At 66.3% G+C, this 17,920-nt stretch carries 18 protein-coding genes; 7 read left to right on the forward strand and 11 right to left on the reverse strand.

Translation table 11 applies throughout. The features are described from left to right. Positions 1–32 precede the first annotated feature (32 nt). The 3 genes from E2170_RS13830 (at position 33) to lpxC (ending at position 2,467) form a co-directional block, all read left to right on the forward strand. Entirely contained in the window at positions 33–170 is a 138-nt protein-coding gene (locus E2170_RS13830) for a hypothetical protein (RefSeq protein ID WP_165942219.1), read from the forward strand. Beyond that, positions 148–1,410 (forward strand): cell division protein FtsZ, encoded by a 1,263-nt coding sequence (gene ftsZ, locus E2170_RS10345; RefSeq protein ID WP_133000572.1) that lies wholly within the window; start codon positions 148–150, stop codon positions 1,408–1,410. The genes E2170_RS13830 and ftsZ overlap by 23 nt, the downstream gene beginning before the upstream one ends. Positions 1,411–1,555: 145 nt before the next feature. After that, complete coding sequence (gene lpxC / locus E2170_RS10350; RefSeq protein WP_133000573.1) at positions 1,556–2,467, forward strand: UDP-3-O-acyl-N-acetylglucosamine deacetylase; 912 nt, start codon at positions 1,556–1,558, stop codon at positions 2,465–2,467. Between the two features lie 185 nt (positions 2,468–2,652). On the opposite strand, the gene E2170_RS10355 is transcribed toward lpxC, so the two are convergent. Next, positions 2,653–3,099 carry a DciA family protein gene (locus tag E2170_RS10355; RefSeq protein ID WP_243708142.1) on the reverse strand — a complete coding sequence of 149 codons (447 nt, stop codon included), beginning with the start codon at positions 3,097–3,099 and terminating at the stop codon, positions 2,653–2,655. A gap of 6 nt (positions 3,100–3,105) precedes the next feature. Between E2170_RS10355 and E2170_RS10360 the strand changes: the two genes are divergently transcribed. The 3 genes from E2170_RS10360 to E2170_RS10370 all read left to right on the forward strand — a co-directional run bounded on the left by E2170_RS10360 (position 3,106) and on the right by E2170_RS10370 (position 7,899). After that, the gene (locus E2170_RS10360; protein ID WP_243708143.1) at positions 3,106–4,017 is read left to right on the forward strand and encodes a peptidoglycan DD-metalloendopeptidase family protein; all 912 of its coding nucleotides are present in this window, start codon (positions 3,106–3,108) and stop codon (positions 4,015–4,017) included. A gap of 138 nt (positions 4,018–4,155) precedes the next feature. Continuing rightward, positions 4,156–6,888: a preprotein translocase subunit SecA gene (gene secA, locus E2170_RS10365; RefSeq protein ID WP_133000576.1), complete on the forward strand. Its 2,733-nt coding sequence runs from the start codon at positions 4,156–4,158 to the stop codon at positions 6,886–6,888. Positions 6,889–6,930: 42 nt separating this feature from the next. Further along, positions 6,931–7,899, forward strand: a complete 969-nt coding sequence (locus tag E2170_RS10370; protein WP_133000577.1) for a Nudix family hydrolase — start codon at positions 6,931–6,933, stop codon at positions 7,897–7,899. Positions 7,900–8,122: 223 nt separating this feature from the next. Here E2170_RS10370 and E2170_RS10375 read toward each other — a convergent pair whose 3' ends face one another. From E2170_RS10375 to coaE, 3 genes are all read right to left on the reverse strand, one after another. Beyond that, positions 8,123–8,443, reverse strand: a complete 321-nt coding sequence (locus E2170_RS10375) for a type II toxin-antitoxin system RelE/ParE family toxin (RefSeq protein ID WP_133000578.1) — start codon at positions 8,441–8,443, stop codon at positions 8,123–8,125. After that, a complete protein-coding gene (locus tag E2170_RS10380; protein WP_133000579.1) occupies positions 8,431–8,688 on the reverse strand; it encodes a type II toxin-antitoxin system Phd/YefM family antitoxin in 258 nt (85 codons plus the stop codon). Before E2170_RS10380 ends, E2170_RS10375 begins: the two co-directional genes overlap by 13 nt. 63 nt (positions 8,689–8,751) lie before the next feature. Then, the gene (gene coaE, locus E2170_RS10385) at positions 8,752–9,366 is read right to left on the reverse strand and encodes a dephospho-CoA kinase (RefSeq protein ID WP_133000580.1); all 615 of its coding nucleotides are present in this window, start codon (positions 9,364–9,366) and stop codon (positions 8,752–8,754) included. 115 nt (positions 9,367–9,481) lie between these two features. Between coaE and E2170_RS10390 the strand changes: the two genes are divergently transcribed. Further along, on the forward strand, positions 9,482–10,966 hold the full coding sequence (locus tag E2170_RS10390; protein WP_133000581.1) for a Fic family protein: 1,485 nt from the start codon (positions 9,482–9,484) through the stop codon (positions 10,964–10,966). Positions 10,967–10,999: 33 nt separating this feature from the next. Here E2170_RS10390 and E2170_RS10395 read toward each other — a convergent pair whose 3' ends face one another. The 7 genes from E2170_RS10395 to E2170_RS14245 form a co-directional block, all read right to left on the reverse strand. Further along, positions 11,000–11,278 carry a BrnA antitoxin family protein gene (locus E2170_RS10395; RefSeq protein WP_133000582.1) on the reverse strand — a complete coding sequence of 93 codons (279 nt, stop codon included), beginning with the start codon at positions 11,276–11,278 and terminating at the stop codon, positions 11,000–11,002. Positions 11,279–11,287: 9 nt separating this feature from the next. After that, complete coding sequence (locus E2170_RS10400) at positions 11,288–11,506, reverse strand: BrnT family toxin (RefSeq protein WP_207914965.1); 219 nt, start codon at positions 11,504–11,506, stop codon at positions 11,288–11,290. 129 nt (positions 11,507–11,635) lie between these two features. Further along, entirely contained in the window at positions 11,636–12,496 is an 861-nt protein-coding gene (locus E2170_RS10405; RefSeq protein WP_133000583.1) for a prepilin peptidase, read from the reverse strand. A gap of 6 nt (positions 12,497–12,502) precedes the next feature. After that, positions 12,503–13,660 carry a type II secretion system F family protein gene (locus E2170_RS10410; protein ID WP_243708183.1) on the reverse strand — a complete coding sequence of 386 codons (1,158 nt, stop codon included), beginning with the start codon at positions 13,658–13,660 and terminating at the stop codon, positions 12,503–12,505. Positions 13,661–13,953: 293 nt separating this feature from the next. Continuing rightward, the gene (gene pilB / locus E2170_RS10415; RefSeq protein ID WP_133000585.1) at positions 13,954–15,678 is read right to left on the reverse strand and encodes a type IV-A pilus assembly ATPase PilB; all 1,725 of its coding nucleotides are present in this window, start codon (positions 15,676–15,678) and stop codon (positions 13,954–13,956) included. A 135-nt stretch (positions 15,679–15,813) separates the two neighbouring features. Then, positions 15,814–17,538 (reverse strand): hypothetical protein, encoded by a 1,725-nt coding sequence (locus tag E2170_RS10420; protein WP_133000586.1) that lies wholly within the window; start codon positions 17,536–17,538, stop codon positions 15,814–15,816. Positions 17,539–17,564: 26 nt separating this feature from the next. After that, positions 17,565–17,912 (reverse strand): pilin, encoded by a 348-nt coding sequence (locus E2170_RS14245; RefSeq protein ID WP_133000587.1) that lies wholly within the window; start codon positions 17,910–17,912, stop codon positions 17,565–17,567. Positions 17,913–17,920: the final 8 nt, after the last annotated feature.

A 17,920-nucleotide genomic window follows, 5' to 3' on the forward strand; every position in this document is an offset into this window, starting at 1 on the left:
CCACTGCGGGGAAGGCGGATGCGGGAGCGGCCATGGCCGCGAAGACGGGCGGGACGGAAGCGAAAACGGTAAGCCGGCAGCGATTCACGACACCAGAACAACAACAAAAACCAGCAACACATAACGACATCAAAGAGGACTACGGACATGGCGCACTTCGAACTGGTTGAAAAGATGGCTCCCAACGCCGTCATCAAGGTCATCGGCGTGGGTGGCGGCGGCGGCAACGCCGTCAACCACATGGTCAACAGCAGCGTGGACGGCGTGGAGTTCATCACCGCCAACACCGACTCCCAGGCGATCAAGAACTGCGGCTCCAAGCTGCAGCTGCAGCTCGGCACCGGCGTGACCAAGGGCCTGGGCGCGGGCGCCAACCCCGAGGTCGGCCGCCAGGCCGCGCTCGAGGATCGCGACCAGATCATGGAAGCGCTGCAGGGCGCGGACATGGTGTTCATCACTGCCGGCATGGGCGGTGGCACCGGCACCGGCGCGGCGCCGGTGGTGGCGCAGCTGGCCAAGGAAATGGGCATCCTGACCGTGGCCGTGGTCACCAAGCCCTTCCCGTTCGAGGGCCGCCGCCGCATGCAGGTCGCGCTCAAGGGCATCGAGGAGCTGGCCGCGCACTGCGACTCGCTGATCACCATCCCCAACGAGAAGCTGATCACCGTGCTCGGCCGCAACGCCACCATGGTCCAGGCCTTCCGCGCCGCCAACGACGTGCTGCTCGGCGCCGTGCAGGGCATCGCCGACCTGATCGTGCGCCCGGGCCTGATCAACGTCGACTTTGCCGACGTGCGCACCGTGATGAGCGAGATGGGCCTGGCGATGATGGGCACCGGCACCGCCCGCGGCGACGACCGCGCCCAGGCCGCCGCCGAGTCCGCGATCCAGAACCCGCTGCTCGACGACGTCCACCTGGCCGGTGCCAACGGCATCCTGGTCAACATCACCGCCGGCCCGGACTTCACCATGAGCGAGTTCGACGAAGTCGGCCGCACCGTGGAGAACTTCGCCAGCGAGGACGCGACCATCGTCATCGGCACCGTGCTCGACCCGGACATGCAGGACGACGTGCGCGTGACCGTCGTGGCCACCGGCCTCAACCGCGGCCAGGCCCGCGGCGTCGCGCCGTCGACGGACTTCGGCCGTGACGCCGGCCTCCAGGGCCAGCGCCGCCCGAACATCCAGCTGATCAACAACACCGGCCGCCGCGATGGCACCACCGGCATGTTCATCGACGAGGACGAGCAGCAGCCGGCGGCGGTCGCCGGTGGCGGCCTGGGCCTGCGTCGCAGCAGCCCGGCGGCCGAGTCCTCCACGCCGAACAGCCCGGCCGTGGCCGACTTCGGCAGCGGCGGCGATTCCGGCTACCTGGATATCCCGGCCTTCCTCCGCCGCCAGGCCGACTGATCCCGGGTGCCCCCTTCCCCCGGCCACGGGGGAAGGGGCGGGGAGTGGTGCGTTCAGGTTCAGCTGCCTGCGTGCTAAATTGCGAACCGCTTTCATCTGACGGTCGTCCCCCGGCGGCCGGCTCCACCCCCAGAGTCCCCCGCGAATGGTCCAGCAGCGCACGATCCAGAACGTCACCCGCGCCACCGGCGTGGGGCTGCACAGTGGCGAGAAGGTCTTCATGACCCTGCGCCCGATGCCGCCGGACTCCGGGATCGTGTTCCGCCGCGTCGACGTCGAGCCGCCGGTCGAGATCCCGGCCGAGGCGACCCTGGTGACCGAGACCACCCTGTGCACCGGCCTGTCCACCAACGGCGCCAACGTGCAGACCGTCGAGCACCTGATGTCGGCCCTGGCCGGCCTGGGGATCGACAACATCATGGTCGAGCTGTCCGCGGCCGAAGTGCCGATCATGGACGGCTCCTCGGGCCCGTTCGTGTTCCTGCTGCAGTCCGCCGGCATCGTCGAACAGGGCGTGCCCAAGCGCTTCATCCGCATCAAGCGCCCGGTCGAGGTGCGCGAAGGCGACAAGATCGCCCGCTTCGAGCCTTTCGACGGCTTCCGCCTGGGCTTCACCATCGACTTCAGGCACCCGGCCATCCCGACCACCCAGTCGCGGGCCGAGGTGGAGTTCTCCACCGAGAACTACATCAAGGAAGTCAGCCGCGCCCGCACCTTCGGTTTCATGCGCGACCTGGAATACATGCGCGACCGCAACCTGGGCCTGGGCGGGTCGATGGACAACGCCATCGTCCTCGATGATTTTCGCGTGCTCAACGAGGACGGCCTGCGCTACGCCGACGAGTTCGTGCGTCACAAGATCCTCGACGCCGTCGGCGACCTGTACCTGGCTGGCCGCCCGATCATCGGCGCCTTCGAGGGCTACAAGTCCGGCCACGCGCTCAACAACAAGCTGGTGCGCGCGCTTCTGGCTGAGCAGGACGCCTGGGAGGAAGCGACCTTCCCCGAGGCCAGCACCGGCCCGGTGGCCTACGGCGAGCTGCAGCCGGCTGCCTGAACGGGGCCCGCCCGCGGCCGTCGCGAACCCCAACCCCGCCTGTCTGTTCTTCACGGACTCTTGCCGTCGGGGTCACGGTTTAATGAAAAATTAACGAAAATATATCGAAACGATAGCTTCTGGTTAACGTTTCGGGCGGCAGTGGCCGTTAGGATGCCCCGTCGGCGCTGGAAGGCCGGCCGAATTCAGGACCCGTCGCTGTCGTCGCCCACAGGCGGACGCAGGGACGCCAAGGCGGCCCGCAGCCCTTCCGGTGCGGACGCCGACAGCGGAAGTGCAGCCGGTTCGACCCGCGCAGGCGGGAACATCGGCTGGGTGGTCGTCCTGACCCTGAGCTCCTGGACCTCAAGCCCGTGCGAACGGGCGGCTTCCAGGAGCGCCGGAGCGGCGAGCCTGAGGCTGGCGTTCCACAGCGGCGAATCCACCAGGTAAACCAGCTTTGCGCCATCCACATTCGCAAGCCGCGCGTGCGCGGCCAGTGAAGGAGACAGATGGGGGCGCAGGGTGCGGTCGAGGGCGTCGAGCCACATGGCGCGCTGGACCGGGGACCGGCCGGACACATCGGCCGCCAGCGCGTCGAGTACGGCGCGCGGACCTTTGGGGGATGCCAATTTGGCGTTGCCAGCAGACATAGTGAAATGACTCTACACCGTACGCTCCACCACTCGCACGCCTGGCTCGTGCACTACATCCGCCGCGGCGGCAGGCGCATCGCCCAGCTGGGCGGGAAGCAGCCGCTGGCCGTGATCGGCGCCACCCTGGTGCTCGGCGCCGCGCTCGGCGCCAGCGTCCAGTCCGGCGAGGTCAACGCGCTGCGCGCGGAGATCGCCAGCCAGGACGCGCAGCTCGAGGACACGCGCCGCGAAGCCCAGCGCGAGGTCAACGCCCTGGCCGCCCGCCTGGGCGAGCTGCAGGCCCAGGCCAACCGCCTCAACGCGCTCGGCGACCGCCTGACCCAGGTCGCCCAGCTGGGCGACGGCGAATTCGATTTCAACAGCCCGGTGGGTATCGGCGGCCATGGCCCGGTGCGCGACATGGCCGCCAGCGAACTGCGCGACGGGATCAGCGGCATCGACGCCGATTTCGCCACCGCCGGCGGCCAGCTCTCGGTGCTGGAGATGCTGCTGTTCAATCGCGAGCTCGACCGCAATTCGATGCCCTCGCGCTCCCCGGTGGCCTCCAGCTACATCACCTCCGGCTTCGGCCGCCGCGCCGACCCCTTCGGCGGCGGCGCCGCCTGGCACAAGGGCATCGATTTCGACGCCCGCACCGGCGACACCGTCATGGCCGTGGCCGACGGCGTGGTCAGCTATTCCGGCGTGCGCTCGGGCTACGGCAACGTGGTCGAGATCGACCATGGCAACGGCTTCGTGACCCGCTATGCCCACAACTCCCGCAACGTCGTCCAGGTCGGCGACCTGGTCCGCGTGGGCCGGGAGATCGCCAAGGCCGGCAGCACCGGCCGCAGCACCGGCGCCCACGTCCATTTCGAGGTGTGGGAGAACGGTTCGGTCGTGAACCCGCGCAAGTTCCTGGGCGACAAGCACTGAGCCAGCGGCGCCCGCAGCGCCCGGGGCCTTGATAGGCGGGGTCGCGACCCCCACGGTACAATGCCGCGGCCAATGGGAAAGGGCGCCACGCGCCCTTTTCCCGTTTCTGGGCCATCCACTTACACAACCGGTCACCCAATGCTCAATCGCCTGCTCACCAGCGTGTTCGGCAGCCGCAACGAACGCATCGTCGGACAGTTCAACAAGGTCGTCGCGAAGGTCAACGCGCTCGAGCCGCAGATGCAGGCGCTCTCCGACGTCGAACTCCAGGGCAAGACCGCGGAGTTCAAGCAGCGCATCGCCGACGGCGAGAAGCTCGACAAGATCCTGCCCGAGGCCTTCGCCGTCTGCCGCGAGGCCTCGGTCCGCGTGCTCGGCATGCGCCACTACGACGTGCAGCTGGTCGGCGGCATGGTCCTGCACACCGGCAAGATCGCCGAGATGCGCACCGGCGAGGGCAAGACCCTGGTCGCGACCCTGCCGGTCTACCTCAACGCCCTGGAAGGCAAGGGCGTGCACGTGGTCACGGTCAACGACTACCTGGCCCGCCGCGACGCCGCGCAGATGGGCAAGCTCTACAACTGGCTCGGCCTGTCTGTCGGCGTGGTCTATCCGGGCATGCCGCACGGCGACAAGAACGCCGCCTACAACGCCGACATCACCTACGGCACCAACAACGAGTTCGGCTTCGACTACCTGCGCGACAACATGGCGCAGTCGAAGGAGCAGCGCTACCAGCGCGGCCTGAACTACGCGATCATCGACGAGGTCGACTCGATCCTGATCGACGAGGCGCGCACGCCGCTGATCATCTCCGGCCCCGCCGACGAGACGCCCGACCTCTACATCAAGGTCAACCGCATCGTCCCCGAATTCACCCGCCAGGCCGACGAGCAGTCCGAAGGCGACTTCTGGGTGGACGAGAAGGGCAAGCAGGTGCACCTGTCCGAGGCCGGCCAGGAGCTGGCCGAGAACCTGCTGCGCCGCGCCGGCATCCTCGGCGAGGACGACGGCCTATACGACCCGCACAACATCCACGTCGTGCACCACCTCAACGCCGCGATGCGCGCGCACGCCATCTACCAGCGCGATGTCGACTACATCGTGCGCGACGGCGAAGTGATCATCGTCGACGAGTTCACCGGCCGCACCCTGCAGGGCCGCCGCTGGTCCGACGGCCTGCACCAGGCGGTCGAGGCCAAGGAAGGCGTGCCGGTCCAGCGCGAGAACCAGACGCTGGCCAGCATCACCTTCCAGAACCTGTTCCGCATGTACAACAAGCTGTCGGGCATGACCGGCACCGCGGACACGGAAGCCTTCGAGTTCAACAGCATCTACAACCTCGAGGTGGTGGTGATTCCGACCCACCGCCCGATGATCCGCGTCGACCATCCCGACGCCGTGTTCCTCAACCGCGCCGGCAAGTACCGCGCCGTGGTCAACGAACTGAAGGAAGCGCACGCGCGCAACCAGCCGGTGCTGGTGGGCACGACCTCGATCGAAGTCTCGGAGATGCTGAGCCAGCACCTGACCGAGGCCGGCATCCATCACGAAGTGCTCAACGCCAAGCAGCACGAACGCGAGGCCACCATCATCGCCCAGGCCGGTCGCCCGGGCGCGGTCACCATCGCCACCAACATGGCCGGCCGCGGCACCGACATCGTGCTCGGCGGCTCGCTGGAGGCCGAGATCGCCCAGCTCGAGGCCGAGCAGGGCGAGGTCGACGAGGCCACCCGCGCGCGCCTGAAGGCCGAATGGCAGCAGCGCCACGACGCGGTCAAGGAAGCCGGCGGCCTGCACATCGTCGGCACCGAACGCCACGAATCGCGCCGCATCGACAACCAGCTCCGCGGCCGCTCCGGTCGCCAGGGCGACCCCGGTTCCAGCCGCTTCTACCTGTCGCTGGAAGACAACCTGATGCGCATCTTCGCCGCCGACTGGGTGCAGAAGGTGATGGCGCGCATGGGCCTGAAGGAAGACGACATCATCGAGAGCCCGCTGGTGTCCAAGCAGATCGCCAACGCCCAGCGCAAGGTCGAGGCCCACAACTTCGACATCCGCAAGAACCTGCTCGACTTCGACGACGTCAACAACGACCAGCGCAAGGTGATCTACGGCCAGCGCAACGAACTGCTCGAGTCCGAGGACATCTCCGGCAACATCGCCGGCATCCGCGGCGACGTGGTCGGCGACCTGGTCGACCGCTTCGTGCCGCCGGAGTCGATCGACGAGCAGTGGGACATCGCCGGCCTGCAGTCCACGCTCGAGGCCGACTACGGCCTGCAGCTGGACATCGCCGGATGGGTCGCGCAGCAGCCCGAGGTCGACGCCGAGCGGATCCTCGAACACGTGCAGGCGGAGGTCGACGGGATCGTGTCCGCCAAGGAGGCCAGCCTCGGCGGCGAGACCATGCGCATGCTCGAGAAGCACATCATGCTCACCGTGCTCGACGACAACTGGAAGCAGCACCTCGCGCGCATGGACTATCTGCGCCAGGGCATCCACCTGCGCGGCTACGCGCAGAAGCAGCCCAAGCAGGAGTACAAGAAAGAAGCCTTCGAACTGTTCTCCGAGATGCTTGAGAAGGTCAAGCGCGAAGTGGTGATGATGCTTTCCCGCGTGCGCGTGCGCACCGAGGAGGAAGTCGCCGCGATGGAAGCGCAGGAGCGCGCCATGGCCCAGGCCCAGGCCCGGCAGATGCAGTTCCAGCACGCCGACAGCGGCGGCTACGGCGCCGACGAGGAAGCCGCCACGCCGGACTACCAGCACGACGGCGACCCGGCCGAGCGCATGCCCAAGGTCGGCCGCAACGACCCGTGCCCCTGCGGCAGCGGCAAGAAGTACAAGCACTGCCATGGGCAGATCGCCTGACCCCGACTCACTTCCCCGCCTGCGGGGAAAGGGGCGAACGGGGTGAAGACGGTCGAGGTCGTCGCGGGAGTCATCACTGACGCACGCGGGCGCGTGCTGCTCAGCCGCCGTACCGAGGGCCGCGACCTGGCCGGTCTCTGGGAATTCCCGGGCGGCAAGCGCGAACCCGGCGAGACGCCCGAGGCCGCGCTGGCGCGCGAGCTGCAGGAAGAACTCGGCATCGAGGCCCGCATCGGCGGGCACCTGATCACCGTTCCCCAGGCGTATCCCGGCAAGCGGCTGCGCCTGGACGTGCGCAGCGTCACCCGCTGGGACGGCATCCCGCGTGGCCGCGAAGGCCAGGCCCTGGCCTGGGTGCCGCCGCACAAGCTGCCCAGCTACACCATGCCGCCCGCCGACATCCCGGTGGTGGGCGTGCTGCTCCAGCCCGACCGCTATGCCATCAGCCCCGAGCCGGACACCGACGGCACGGAGGTGCCGGCGCAGGCGCGGGACGGCTGGCTGGCCGGGCTGGATGCCACCCTGGCCGCCGGCGTCAGCCGCATCCAGGTCCGCCTGCCGGGGCTCGATGCCGGGCAGCGCCGTGGCCTCTTGGCGGCCGCGGCGGAACGCTGCCGCGCCGCCGGAGCCGAGTTGCTGGTCAACGCCGATGTCGCCCTGGCGCAGGAGTTCGGCCTGGGCCTGCACCTGCGAGCCTCGCAGCTGGTAGGGATGGAGGCGCGCCCAAGGCTGGCCGAGGGCGCGCTGCTGGCCGCGTCATGCCATGACGAAGCCGAGCTGGCCCACGCCGCGCGGCTGGGCTGCGACTTCGCCGTGCTCGGCGCGGTGAAGCCCACCGCCACGCACACGGAGCAGCCCGGCATCGGCTGGGAGGCGTTCGCGCGGCTGCGCGAGGGCGTGAGCCTGCCGATCTATGCGCTCGGGGGCCTGGGCCCCGACGACCTCGAGGACGCACGCCGGAACGGCGCGCAAGGCATTGCCGCTATCCGGAGCTTGTGGCATCCGGGCTGAGCAGGGGCGGGTGAACCCGCGCGCACCGGCGAACGCCTGATGCATACGAAGATGGCACCCGGATGCCAGGTGGCCACGCCCGTCCAATGCCTGCGCGAGCCGATCGACCACGAACTGGCCGCTTCATTCGAATGGAACAACGTCCAGCCCGCCCGGGCGCCTGGCGGATACCACCCCATCCGCCCCCGGTATGAGCACCGGTCGCTGCGGGAGCGGTTACCGGTCAGTCCCTTGTTTTCCTGGCACGGGAGGTGAGCGTCCGCTTGCGCAGCAAGCGCTCCGAACGCATCACGTGCAAGATGAAGACCTTGTGCCCGTCAAAGCGATAGAACACCCGACAGGGAGGCTCGACCATGTGGCGGTAGCGGGAACGCCCCAGTTCCGGGGGCCGACTTCCGCTTTCCGGATGATCTTCCAGCTGCTCCACGCGTTCGAGTACACGTCTGACCAACCCGGACGCGGCAACGGGATCTTCCAGTGCAATGTAGTCTGCGATGGCTTCCAGATCGCTCAGCGCCGGCTCTGTCCAGACTATTTCAGCCATCGCGCGAGGCGCTTCCTGGCTTGGGCCTGCGTAGCCACGCGGCCCTCGGCGATCGCCTGTTCTCCCCGGGCGATGCCTTCAAGCACGGCCATGCGCCGCTCCATGAGCTGGTAGCTCTCCACGTCCACCAGGTAGGCGCTTGGCAGGCCGTGCTGGGTGATGAGGATGGGTTGCTTGTCCCGCTCCAGATCCGAGAGCAGGTCGGTGGCTTGGCGCTTGAGGGTAGTGACGAGTTCGGTTCGCATGGAGTGACACTAAAGTATCACTCCGGGCCGTGCAAGGCCGGCATGGATCATCGCTCCGCTGGGCTATCCGGAGCCGGAAAGCCCCAGATACCGCCCATGCAGCGCCGCCACCGCGCCATCCAGCGCCTCCAGCGGCCCGTCATTGGCGATGACATCGTCGGCCACAGCCAGCCGCTCTTCGCGCGTGGCCTGGGCGCGGATCATCCGCCAGGCCAGGGCCTCGTCGATGCCGTCGCGCGCCAGCAGCCGCTCCAGCTGCACCTCCACGGGCACGTCCACCACCAGCACCCGGTCGATCCAGGCGGCGTAGGCATCGCGGCCGGCCTCGGCGAACAGCGGGATGGCGGCGATGGCGTAGGGGCCGGGCGCGGCCTCGCAGGCCTCGCGCAGCGCAGCGCGCACGCGCGGGTGGATGATCGCTTCCAGGCGCAGGCGGGCCGCGTCGTCGGCGAATACGCGCCGGCGCATGGCCGGGCGATCCATGGCGCCGTCGGGGCCCAGCACCCCGGGGCCGAAGGCCGCCACGATCTCGGCCAGCCCCGGCGTGCCGGGCTCAACGACCTCGCGGGCGACGATATCGGCATCGGCTACGTGCACCCCCAAGGCGCGGAAGCGGCGTTCGACCTCGGACTTGCCCGAGGCGATGCCGCCCGTGAGGGCTACGGTGTAACGGGCCATGGGTTAAGCCTGACGGGTTGGATATCCATAGGGTAGACAGATCCGATACCCCAAGGTAAAGAAAAATCTGGAAATGCCCTAATCTGTAAAAAAATCCTCGAAGGCGTAAAGAAAAATGGCCGCAGTCGGCTACGAATACCTTCGCCAGACGCTCGGCCTGCGCGCCTTCGCGCCGTCGCGCCCGGCCCGGGTGGGGCCTGTTACCCGCGTGGAACAGACGTCGGACGCGCTGGTCGTCCCTGCAGGCGTCGCGCCCGGTCCCGATGAGCCGCTGGAGCACGTCCTGTTCGCGCTCAAGCACGAAGGCACCGACCTCCAGATCCTGGCCGAAGCCATGCCGCACGTGCGCGCCGACGCGCTCCTGGATGCGCTGCGCGCCACGCCCCACGGCCGCTACCTCCGTCTGGCAGGCTACCTCCGCGAACTGTTCACCGGCCAGGTACTGGACGACGTGCCCGCGATCGGCGGCGCGAACGTCGACCTGTTCGACCCCGCGCGCTACGTCACCGGCCCCGCCATGCGTGACGCCAAGTGGCGGGTCAACTTCAACGGCCTCGGCACCCCGGCCTGGTGTGCCACCGTGCAGCGGACGGATGCCATCGAGACCGTGATGGCATCGCGCCTGCCGGAAAGACTCCGGGACTTCACCGGCGCGCTCGGCGACGCGCTACTCGACCGGACCCTGGCCTGGGCCTACCTGCACGAGACCCGCGATTCCTTCGCCATCGAGCGCGAGGCGCCCAGCGCCGACAAAGCACGGGCCTTCGTCGCCCTGTTGCAGCAGGCGCATGACCAGCAGCCGTTGAGCGAGGATTACCTCGCGCAGCTGCAGTCGGCCACGGTGAGCAATCCCGTCGACCGCGCCGTGGCTTTCCGGCACGAACAGAACTGGCTGGAGGGCCCCGGCAGAGGGGCGCTGGCCGTGTCCTACCTGCCGCCGCCGCCCGCGCTGGCCGCGGAACTCATGGGCGAGCTGATGCGTTACGCCAACGCCGCCGCCGGGCAGGTCGACCCCATCGTCCTGGCCTCGGTGATCTCGTTCGGATTCGTCTACGTGCACCCGTTCATGGACGGCAACGGCCGCCTGTCGCGCTTCCTCTACCACCATGCCCTGTGTCGGGCGGGGGCGCTCGACCACGGACTGGTACTGCCGGTTTCGGTGGCCATGAAGAAACACGAGGCCGACTACCTGCGGGTGCTGCAATCGTATTCCCGGCCTGCCCGCGAGCGTTGGCAGGTCGAATGGATCGATGCCGGGCAGTACGCTTTCACCTTCACCGGGCACGCAGCGATGTACCGGTATTGGGACGCGACCGATCAGGTCACCTTCGGTTCGAAGATGGCCGAACAGGCGCTGGAAGTGGAGCTGCGTCAAGAAGCCGACTTCCTGGAGCGCTATGACACCATCGTGGCCGCCGTCAACGCAGAGTACGACGTGCGCGGCAGCGACCTGTCGACCCTGGTCGTGTCCTGCCTGGACAACCATGGCGTGGTGTCGAAGCGGCGGCGCGACCAGTTCGGCGGCCGGGTGCCGGAAGCGGTGTTTGACCTGGTGGAGAGGCTGGCCGCAGCGATGCCTGGCGGGGGGGCTCACCGATAGCCCCGGCTCAGAGGACCGCCCGGAGCTGGCGTTTTACGGTGCGCGCTTGCTCAGCAGCGCGGCCATGCGCGTCTGCCAGCCTGGGCCCGAGGCTTTCCAGGCCGCCAGGATGGATTCGGGCAGGCGGATGGTGACCTGGCGGCGCGGGTCCGTGGCCAGGGGCCGGCCGGCGCGCTTGATTGCGCCGCGCCGCAGCATGTCACCGGTCAGCTCCGGAAGCTCTTCGTACTCGTCGGGTCGGATGACGTGCGAGTCCACGCGCTTGAGGTCAGACTTCAAGTCGGGGCCCGATGCGTGCTTGCTCGCGTTCATTGGCTTTCCTCATGCTGAAAACGTGGCGGTGCCCCTGGGTACATATCCGACTCCGACCATGCGGCCGGCCAGGAGGCCGAAACAGATGATGCGCGCTTCGCCGTAGTCACTCCGGTTGTCCTCGACTTCGAAGGTCATCCCGTGGAAGACGATGGGAGCATCCTCGAATTCCAGACCGCGTTCATCCAGTGTGCGCTGACGCTTGGCTGGATCGTAGCTGATGCGCATGATTCATGTCACTACAACAATGGAGGCGGGAGCGCGGAAAGCGACGCGCGCCTCCAATGTCTCCCCATGAATCAGCGGCCGCCATCGGCCAGGCGATGAGGTGCGGGTCGGAAAGCCCGACGGGTTCGCTCAGAGCCCGGCGATACCCCGGTACCAGCCCACCAGGTCATGGCCCCACATGAAGGTGATCCAGCCGGCGAGGGCCAGGTAGGGGCCGAAGGGAATCGGCGTGGCGCGGTCGCGGCCCTTCGCGAACAGCCAGGCGCTGCCCACCACCGCGCCCACCAGTGAGGAGATCAGGATCGTCGGCAGCACGCCCGCCAGGCCGCACCAGGCGCCCAGCGCGGCCAGCAGCTTGAAGTCGCCGTGGCCCATGCCTTCCTTGCCGGTGAGCTGCTTGAACACCCACCACACGCTCCACAGGCTCACATAGCCCGCGATGGCGCCCAGCAGGGCGTCCTTGGGGCCGATGTACAGGTTCTCGACCGCCGCGATCAGCCCCAGCCACATGAAGGGCAGGGTGAGCGAGTCCGGCAGCAGCTGGGTGCGCAGGTCGATGCCCGACAGCGCGATCAGGTAGCAGGTCAGCAGCCCCGCGCCGAAGCCCTGCCAGCCGAAGCCGAAGCGCCATACGCAGGCCAGTACCAGCAGCATGGTCAGCAGCTCGACCGCGGGGTACTGCACCGAGATCGGCGCCTTGCAGCTGCGGCACTTGCCGCGCAGCACCAGCCAGCTCAGCACCGGGATGTTCTCGTACCAGCTCAGCTGGTGGCCGCAGTGCGGGCAGTGCGAGCGCTCCACCACGATGCCGGGCGGCGGTGGATCGTAGATCTCAGGCTCGCCCAGCATCTCGCGGCTGTCGCGCTTCCACTCCCACTCCATCCGCTTGGGCAGGCGCAGGATCACCACGTTCAGGAAGCTGCCCACCAGCAGGCCGAGGCCTGCGACCAGCGGATAGCCGATCTCGGGGTTCTGGTCGAGGAAGGCCATCCGGTCTTACATCACCGTCAGCGCGAGCTTGAAGATCGGCAGGTACATCGCCACCACGATCGAACCGACCATGCCGCCGATCACCACCATCACGAAGGGCTCGATCAGGCTGGAGATGGTGTCCACGGCGTTGTCGACCTCTTCCTCGTAGAACTCGGCCACCTTGAACAGCATGGTGTCGAGCGCGCCGGCCTCTTCGCCGATGGAGGTCATCTGCACCACCATGTGCGGGAACAGGTTGACCTGCTTCATGGCCACGTTCAGCGGATAACCGGTCGCCACGTCGTCGCGCATCTCCAGCACGGCGTCGGTGTAGACGCGGTTGCCGGTGGCGCCGGCCACGCTCTCCATGGCCTCCACCAGCGGCACGCCGGCCTTGAAGGTCACCGCCAGGGTGCGCGCGAAGCGGGCGATGGCCGAGTTGTGCAGCACCTGGCCGATCACCGGGATCTTCAGCAGCATGCGGTCCACGCCGTGCTGCAGCTTGGGCGAGCGCTTGTAGATGAAGATGAAGGCGGTGATCGCCACGGCGGCCACGCCCACGATGGCCCACCACCACTTCACCATGATCGCCGAGATGCCGAACACCAGGGCGGTGAACGCTGGAAGCTCGGCGCCGTAGCTGGCGAACTGCTCGCTGAAAACGGGCACCACGTACACCATCAGGATGGCGCAGACCAGGATCGCCACGCCGATCACCGCGGCCGGGTAGAACAGCGCCTTCTTGATCTTGCCCTTGATGGACTCGATGTTTTCCTTGTAGTCGGCGATGGTGGCCAGCACCGTTTCCAGCGCGCCCGAGGTTTCGCCGGCGCGGACCAGGTTGCGGTACAGCTCGTCGAACTGCACCGGGTGCTTGCTCATGGCCTCGTAGATGGAGGAGCCGCCTTCGATGTCCATGCGGACCTCGTCGACCAGCTTCTTCATCCGCACGTTCTTCTGGCCGTTGCCGATGATCTCCAGCGAATTCACGATCGGCACGCCCGAGCGCATCATCGTCGCGATCTGGCGGCTGAACACCGCGATGTCCTTGGGCGTGACCGGCTTGCCGGCGGAGCCGAACAGGGGCTTGGGCTTGGGCTTGACCTTGCCCGGCTGGATGCCCTGGCGGCGCAGCTCGGCGCGCAGCAGGTTGACATTGCGGGCCTGCTGTTCGCCCTTCATCTTCTTGCCGCGCTTGTCGACGCCCTCCCAGACGAATACCGGAAGGGTCACGCCGTCGCGCGTCGGCCTGGCGGCCTGGCGGGCAGCAGTCTTGGTGGCGGTGGTCACGGCCATGTCGAATTTCCCCGTTTGTCCCCGGTCCCCGGCATGCCGGGACCCCAGCAGGTGATGTTAGCCGGTTGCGGCCCGGTGTGGTGCGCCCCTGGCGCGCCGGCGTGTGACGCCCGGCAGAATTCGGGCGGCCGGGTGCCGGAAAACGTCTTCACAGGGCCCCCGGAACCTGACCTTCCGCGTCAGTCGGTAGTCACACGGCTGATCTCGGCCAGACTGGTCACCCCGGCCTTGACCTTCAGCAGGGCCGACTGCCGCAGGTCGCGCACGCCGGATTTCTGCGCGGCCTCGGCGATCTGCAGGGCGTTGCCGCCCTCCAGCACGATGCTGGCGATCTCGTCCGTCATCGGCATGACCTGATAGATGCCGGTGCGGCCCTTGTAGCCGTTGGTGCAGTCGTCGCAGCCGACGGCCTCGTACACCGTGAAGCCTTCCCGGATCTCGTCGGAGGTGAAGCCCTCGGCCAGCAGGGCGTTGTCCGGCAGGTCGGCCTTGCGCTTGCAGCGCTCGCACAGCCGCCGTGCCAGGCGCTGGGCGATCACCAGGGTCACGGAGCTGGTGATGTTGTAGGGCGCGATGCCCATGTTCATCAGGCGGGCGATGGTCTGCGGGGCGTCGTTGGTGTGCAGGGTGGACAGCACCATGTGGCCGGTCTGCGCCGCCTTGATCGCGATTTCCGCGGTTTCCAGGTCGCGGATCTCGCCGACCATGATGATGTCCGGGTCCTGGCGCAGGAAGCTGCGCAGGGCGGCGGCGAAGGTCATGCCGCGGCGCTCGTTCTGCTGCACCTGGTTTACGCCGGGCAGGCGGATTTCCACCGGGTCTTCCACCGTGGAGATGTTGCGGACCTCGTCGTTCAGGATGCCCAGCGCGGTGTACAGGCTGACCGTCTTGCCGGAGCCGGTGGGGCCGGTGACCAGCACCATGCCGTAAGGCTTGTGGATGGCTTCTTCGAACAGCTGCTGCTGGTCCGGTTCGTAGCCCAGCTTGTCGATGCCGAGCTTGGCGGCACCGGCATCCAGGATACGCAGCACCACCTTCTCGCCGAACAGGGTCGGCAGGGTGCTGACGCGGAAGTCGATCTGCTTGGTCTTGCTGAGGTTGAGCTTGATGCGGCCGTCCTGCGGCACCCGCTTCTCGGCGATGTCCAGCTGGGCCATGACCTTCAGGCGCGCGGTGACGCGGGAGTTGAGCTTGACCGGCATTTTGGCGGTCTGCTTGAGGATGCCGTCGATGCGCAGGCGCACGCGGTAGTCGTCCTCGTAGGGTTCGAAATGGATGTCCGAGGCACCGCGCTTGATCGCGTCGATCAGCACCTTGTTGACGAACTTGACCACCGGTGTGTCGTCGGCCTTGCCCTCTACGCCGTCATTGCGGTCATCGTCGGTACCTGCCTCGACATCCAGGTTCTCCAGGCCCTCGGCGTCGTCCAGCGCGTCGTTGAAGCTGTCGGCGGCCTGGTTCCAGGCTTCCAGCGTGCGGCGGATGTCGTCCTCGTCCACCAGGATCGGTTCCACCATCAGGTTGGTGTGGAACTTGATCTCGTCCAGGGCGTGGGTGTCGGTGGGGTCGGAGGTGCCGACGAACAGCTTGGGGCCGCGCTTGTACAGCGGCAGTACGCGGTGCTTGGCGACCAGCTCCTCACTGACCAGCTTGAGCGCGCCGAAGCTGGCGTCCATGGTGCCGGGATTGAACACCGGCATGCCGAATTCCATGGAGTTGGCGGCTGCCAGCTGGGCAGCGGTGACCAGCTTGTGCTCGCGCAGGTAGAGCGCGATGGGTTTGCGCTCGACGGTTGCCCTGTCCAGCGCCTCGCGTGCGTTCGCCTCGTCCAGAGCACCGTCCATGACCAGGCGGCGCGCGATGCCCGTTATTCCGACGAGGTTGGGAGTGCTCGCAAGGTTCATTTTGAAGGTCGTCCTGAGTCGATCTGGAAACTTTAACGTACCTGCCATGGGCCCGACGTGCGTTCCGTCTCAGGGCTCCGGCGGCTGACCAGTTGGCCCGGTCACGAGTCTGTCTCGCCGATGGCGTGGGAAAAGCTAGCGGAATGCCGTCATCAACGGAACATAAAGGGGATCTCTCGGTGGTGAGTGTTGGGGCGGCGCCCTTGCGCCTGCCCATACAAGGCGCGCAGGAGTTGCGTCGTCCTCTTGTTCGGGCGGTACGACTTCGATGGTTGTCGAAATCGCAAGGAAGGTTTGGTTAGGCACAACGCTTATCCCATTCATGAGTACCGGGTGGGAGGACTCCAATCTGTACTCCCCAGGGAAGGGGATTGAAACCTGCCCGGGCGACGATGGAAGATTGGCGCCTGCAACATAGATTGGGCCCCAGTAGCGGACATAAGAGGACAAAATCATCTTCTGGTCCTCAGGCAGCAGTCTGTCCAGGAACCTCAAGTCGGAGTCGATAGGGAATCGATTGGCCAACAGGAGCGGAACTCCGCGGTTGATGGCCTGTGGCATGAAGGGGATTCCTGCCCTGTGATAGTTCTCGACTCCCCAGGAACTCATGAAGGGGTTCATCTTGGGGAACGAGGAAACCATTCCGCTATGGTCCACATACCCGACAGGTTCGGGGAATATTTCGTGCACTGCTTCAAGGATATCTCGCTGACCATCGAGGGTTTTGGGGGATAGCTTCTTGATGTGAGAAAGCCCATTGAGCGTAAAGAAGGCAAAGGCAACCAGTGTCATGGCTCTGGGCAATCTGTTTGAAGTTTTTCCGAATTGCTCCGTCAGGCTATGCACTGCGTAAGCGACGAGGATGCTGGCCGTCGACAGCATCACCACGTAGTAGTACGGAAATGCATTCCTGTACAGGAGAACTGGGAACAGGGCGAGCCCCATGCATGCAACAAGCCCTTGTCGCTTTGCCAGGGCGAATACAAGGCCGACTGCAAACAGCAGCCAGTAGAACGTGTCCGCCTGGATTATCGGGAGAATGAATTCTGATCGAGGGGATAGGGTGGGCTCGACCAGAGTCTTGTCTACTGCTTGCACTATTTGTTGATACAGGGACAGGTGCTCGCCCATGTTGGGTGCGCGCGGAAGATCGAGGCTGTGCAAGGCGATGATGGTCAGGAACGTGGCCAAGCTGATAAAGGCCAGCGCGGATACGGCGAAGGTTGCCTTGGTCACGGGGCCGCTCACAGTCTTGACCCCGTTCTTGTTGCCTAAAAGCAGCGCGGCGACCAGAATTGGTACTACAAAGGCTGACTTGACACTGATTGCGCCGGCCAGGCCGAGTGCAAGTCCTGAAACGATCAGGCTCGACCGTCGTCTGGATTCGCCTATCAGCATGAGGATGCTCAGGCTTATCAGCGGAAGGATTATGGAATCCGTCCGAAATGACGCCCCGTGATGAGCAACGGGAAGCATGGACAAATGCGCGACTGGCGCTATGGTCGCGATATGGCGTTGCATCCAATTGCAGGCAATCTTCCATACAAGGAAGCAATTGGTCGCAAGTAGCGCGAGCAAGGCCAGTCGCGCAAGAACAATTTGGTTGACCTCGGTTTGCGCTGCATCCAGAAGCCATCCAAAGAACTGGACATGGATTGTCTGGAATGTTGTCGCCAGCTCCCCTCTGTAGTGGGCATGTACTTTCGATAGAAAGTAGAACTCATCCCAGTTGATGTTCAACCTGAGGTTCAGCCAAGCCTTGGCCAACAGCAGCAGAGCTGCCGAAGCCGTACCGATTGCGAGCAGGATCGATGTGCGTCGTTCTTTCGGGGAAATGAACGGCTGCGTTCGATGTGTCAAGGTTGCAACTCACTTCATGCGAGATGTCAGCTTCCAGAATCCTGCAGTCTGCAGTTTCCAGATGACATGCTGCAGCGGATCGCCTGCGATCCCGGGGATCTCGGCGATGCGGTGATCGCTATCCCTTCGCCGATTTCGGTGGCGTCTTCTGCTGTTGCGCACGCACTTTCCGGAGCCTCATCAGGTTCGCCGCCGTTGTGGATGGTGGCCAAAGCGAAGTTGGTGTACGTCTTCATCTCTGCCAGGCAGGCGTTCTCTGCCGTACGCACACGGTATTCGTTGTAGGCAGGCAATGCGATTGCAGCGAGCAATCCTATGATTGCGACCACGATCATCAACTCAATAAGCGTGAATCCCCCGATGCCCCGCTTCATTCTGATCC

The sequence above is a fragment of the Luteimonas arsenica genome, from assembly GCF_004352825.1.
In the GTDB taxonomy this organism is placed as follows: domain Bacteria; phylum Pseudomonadota; class Gammaproteobacteria; order Xanthomonadales; family Xanthomonadaceae; genus Luteimonas; species Luteimonas arsenica.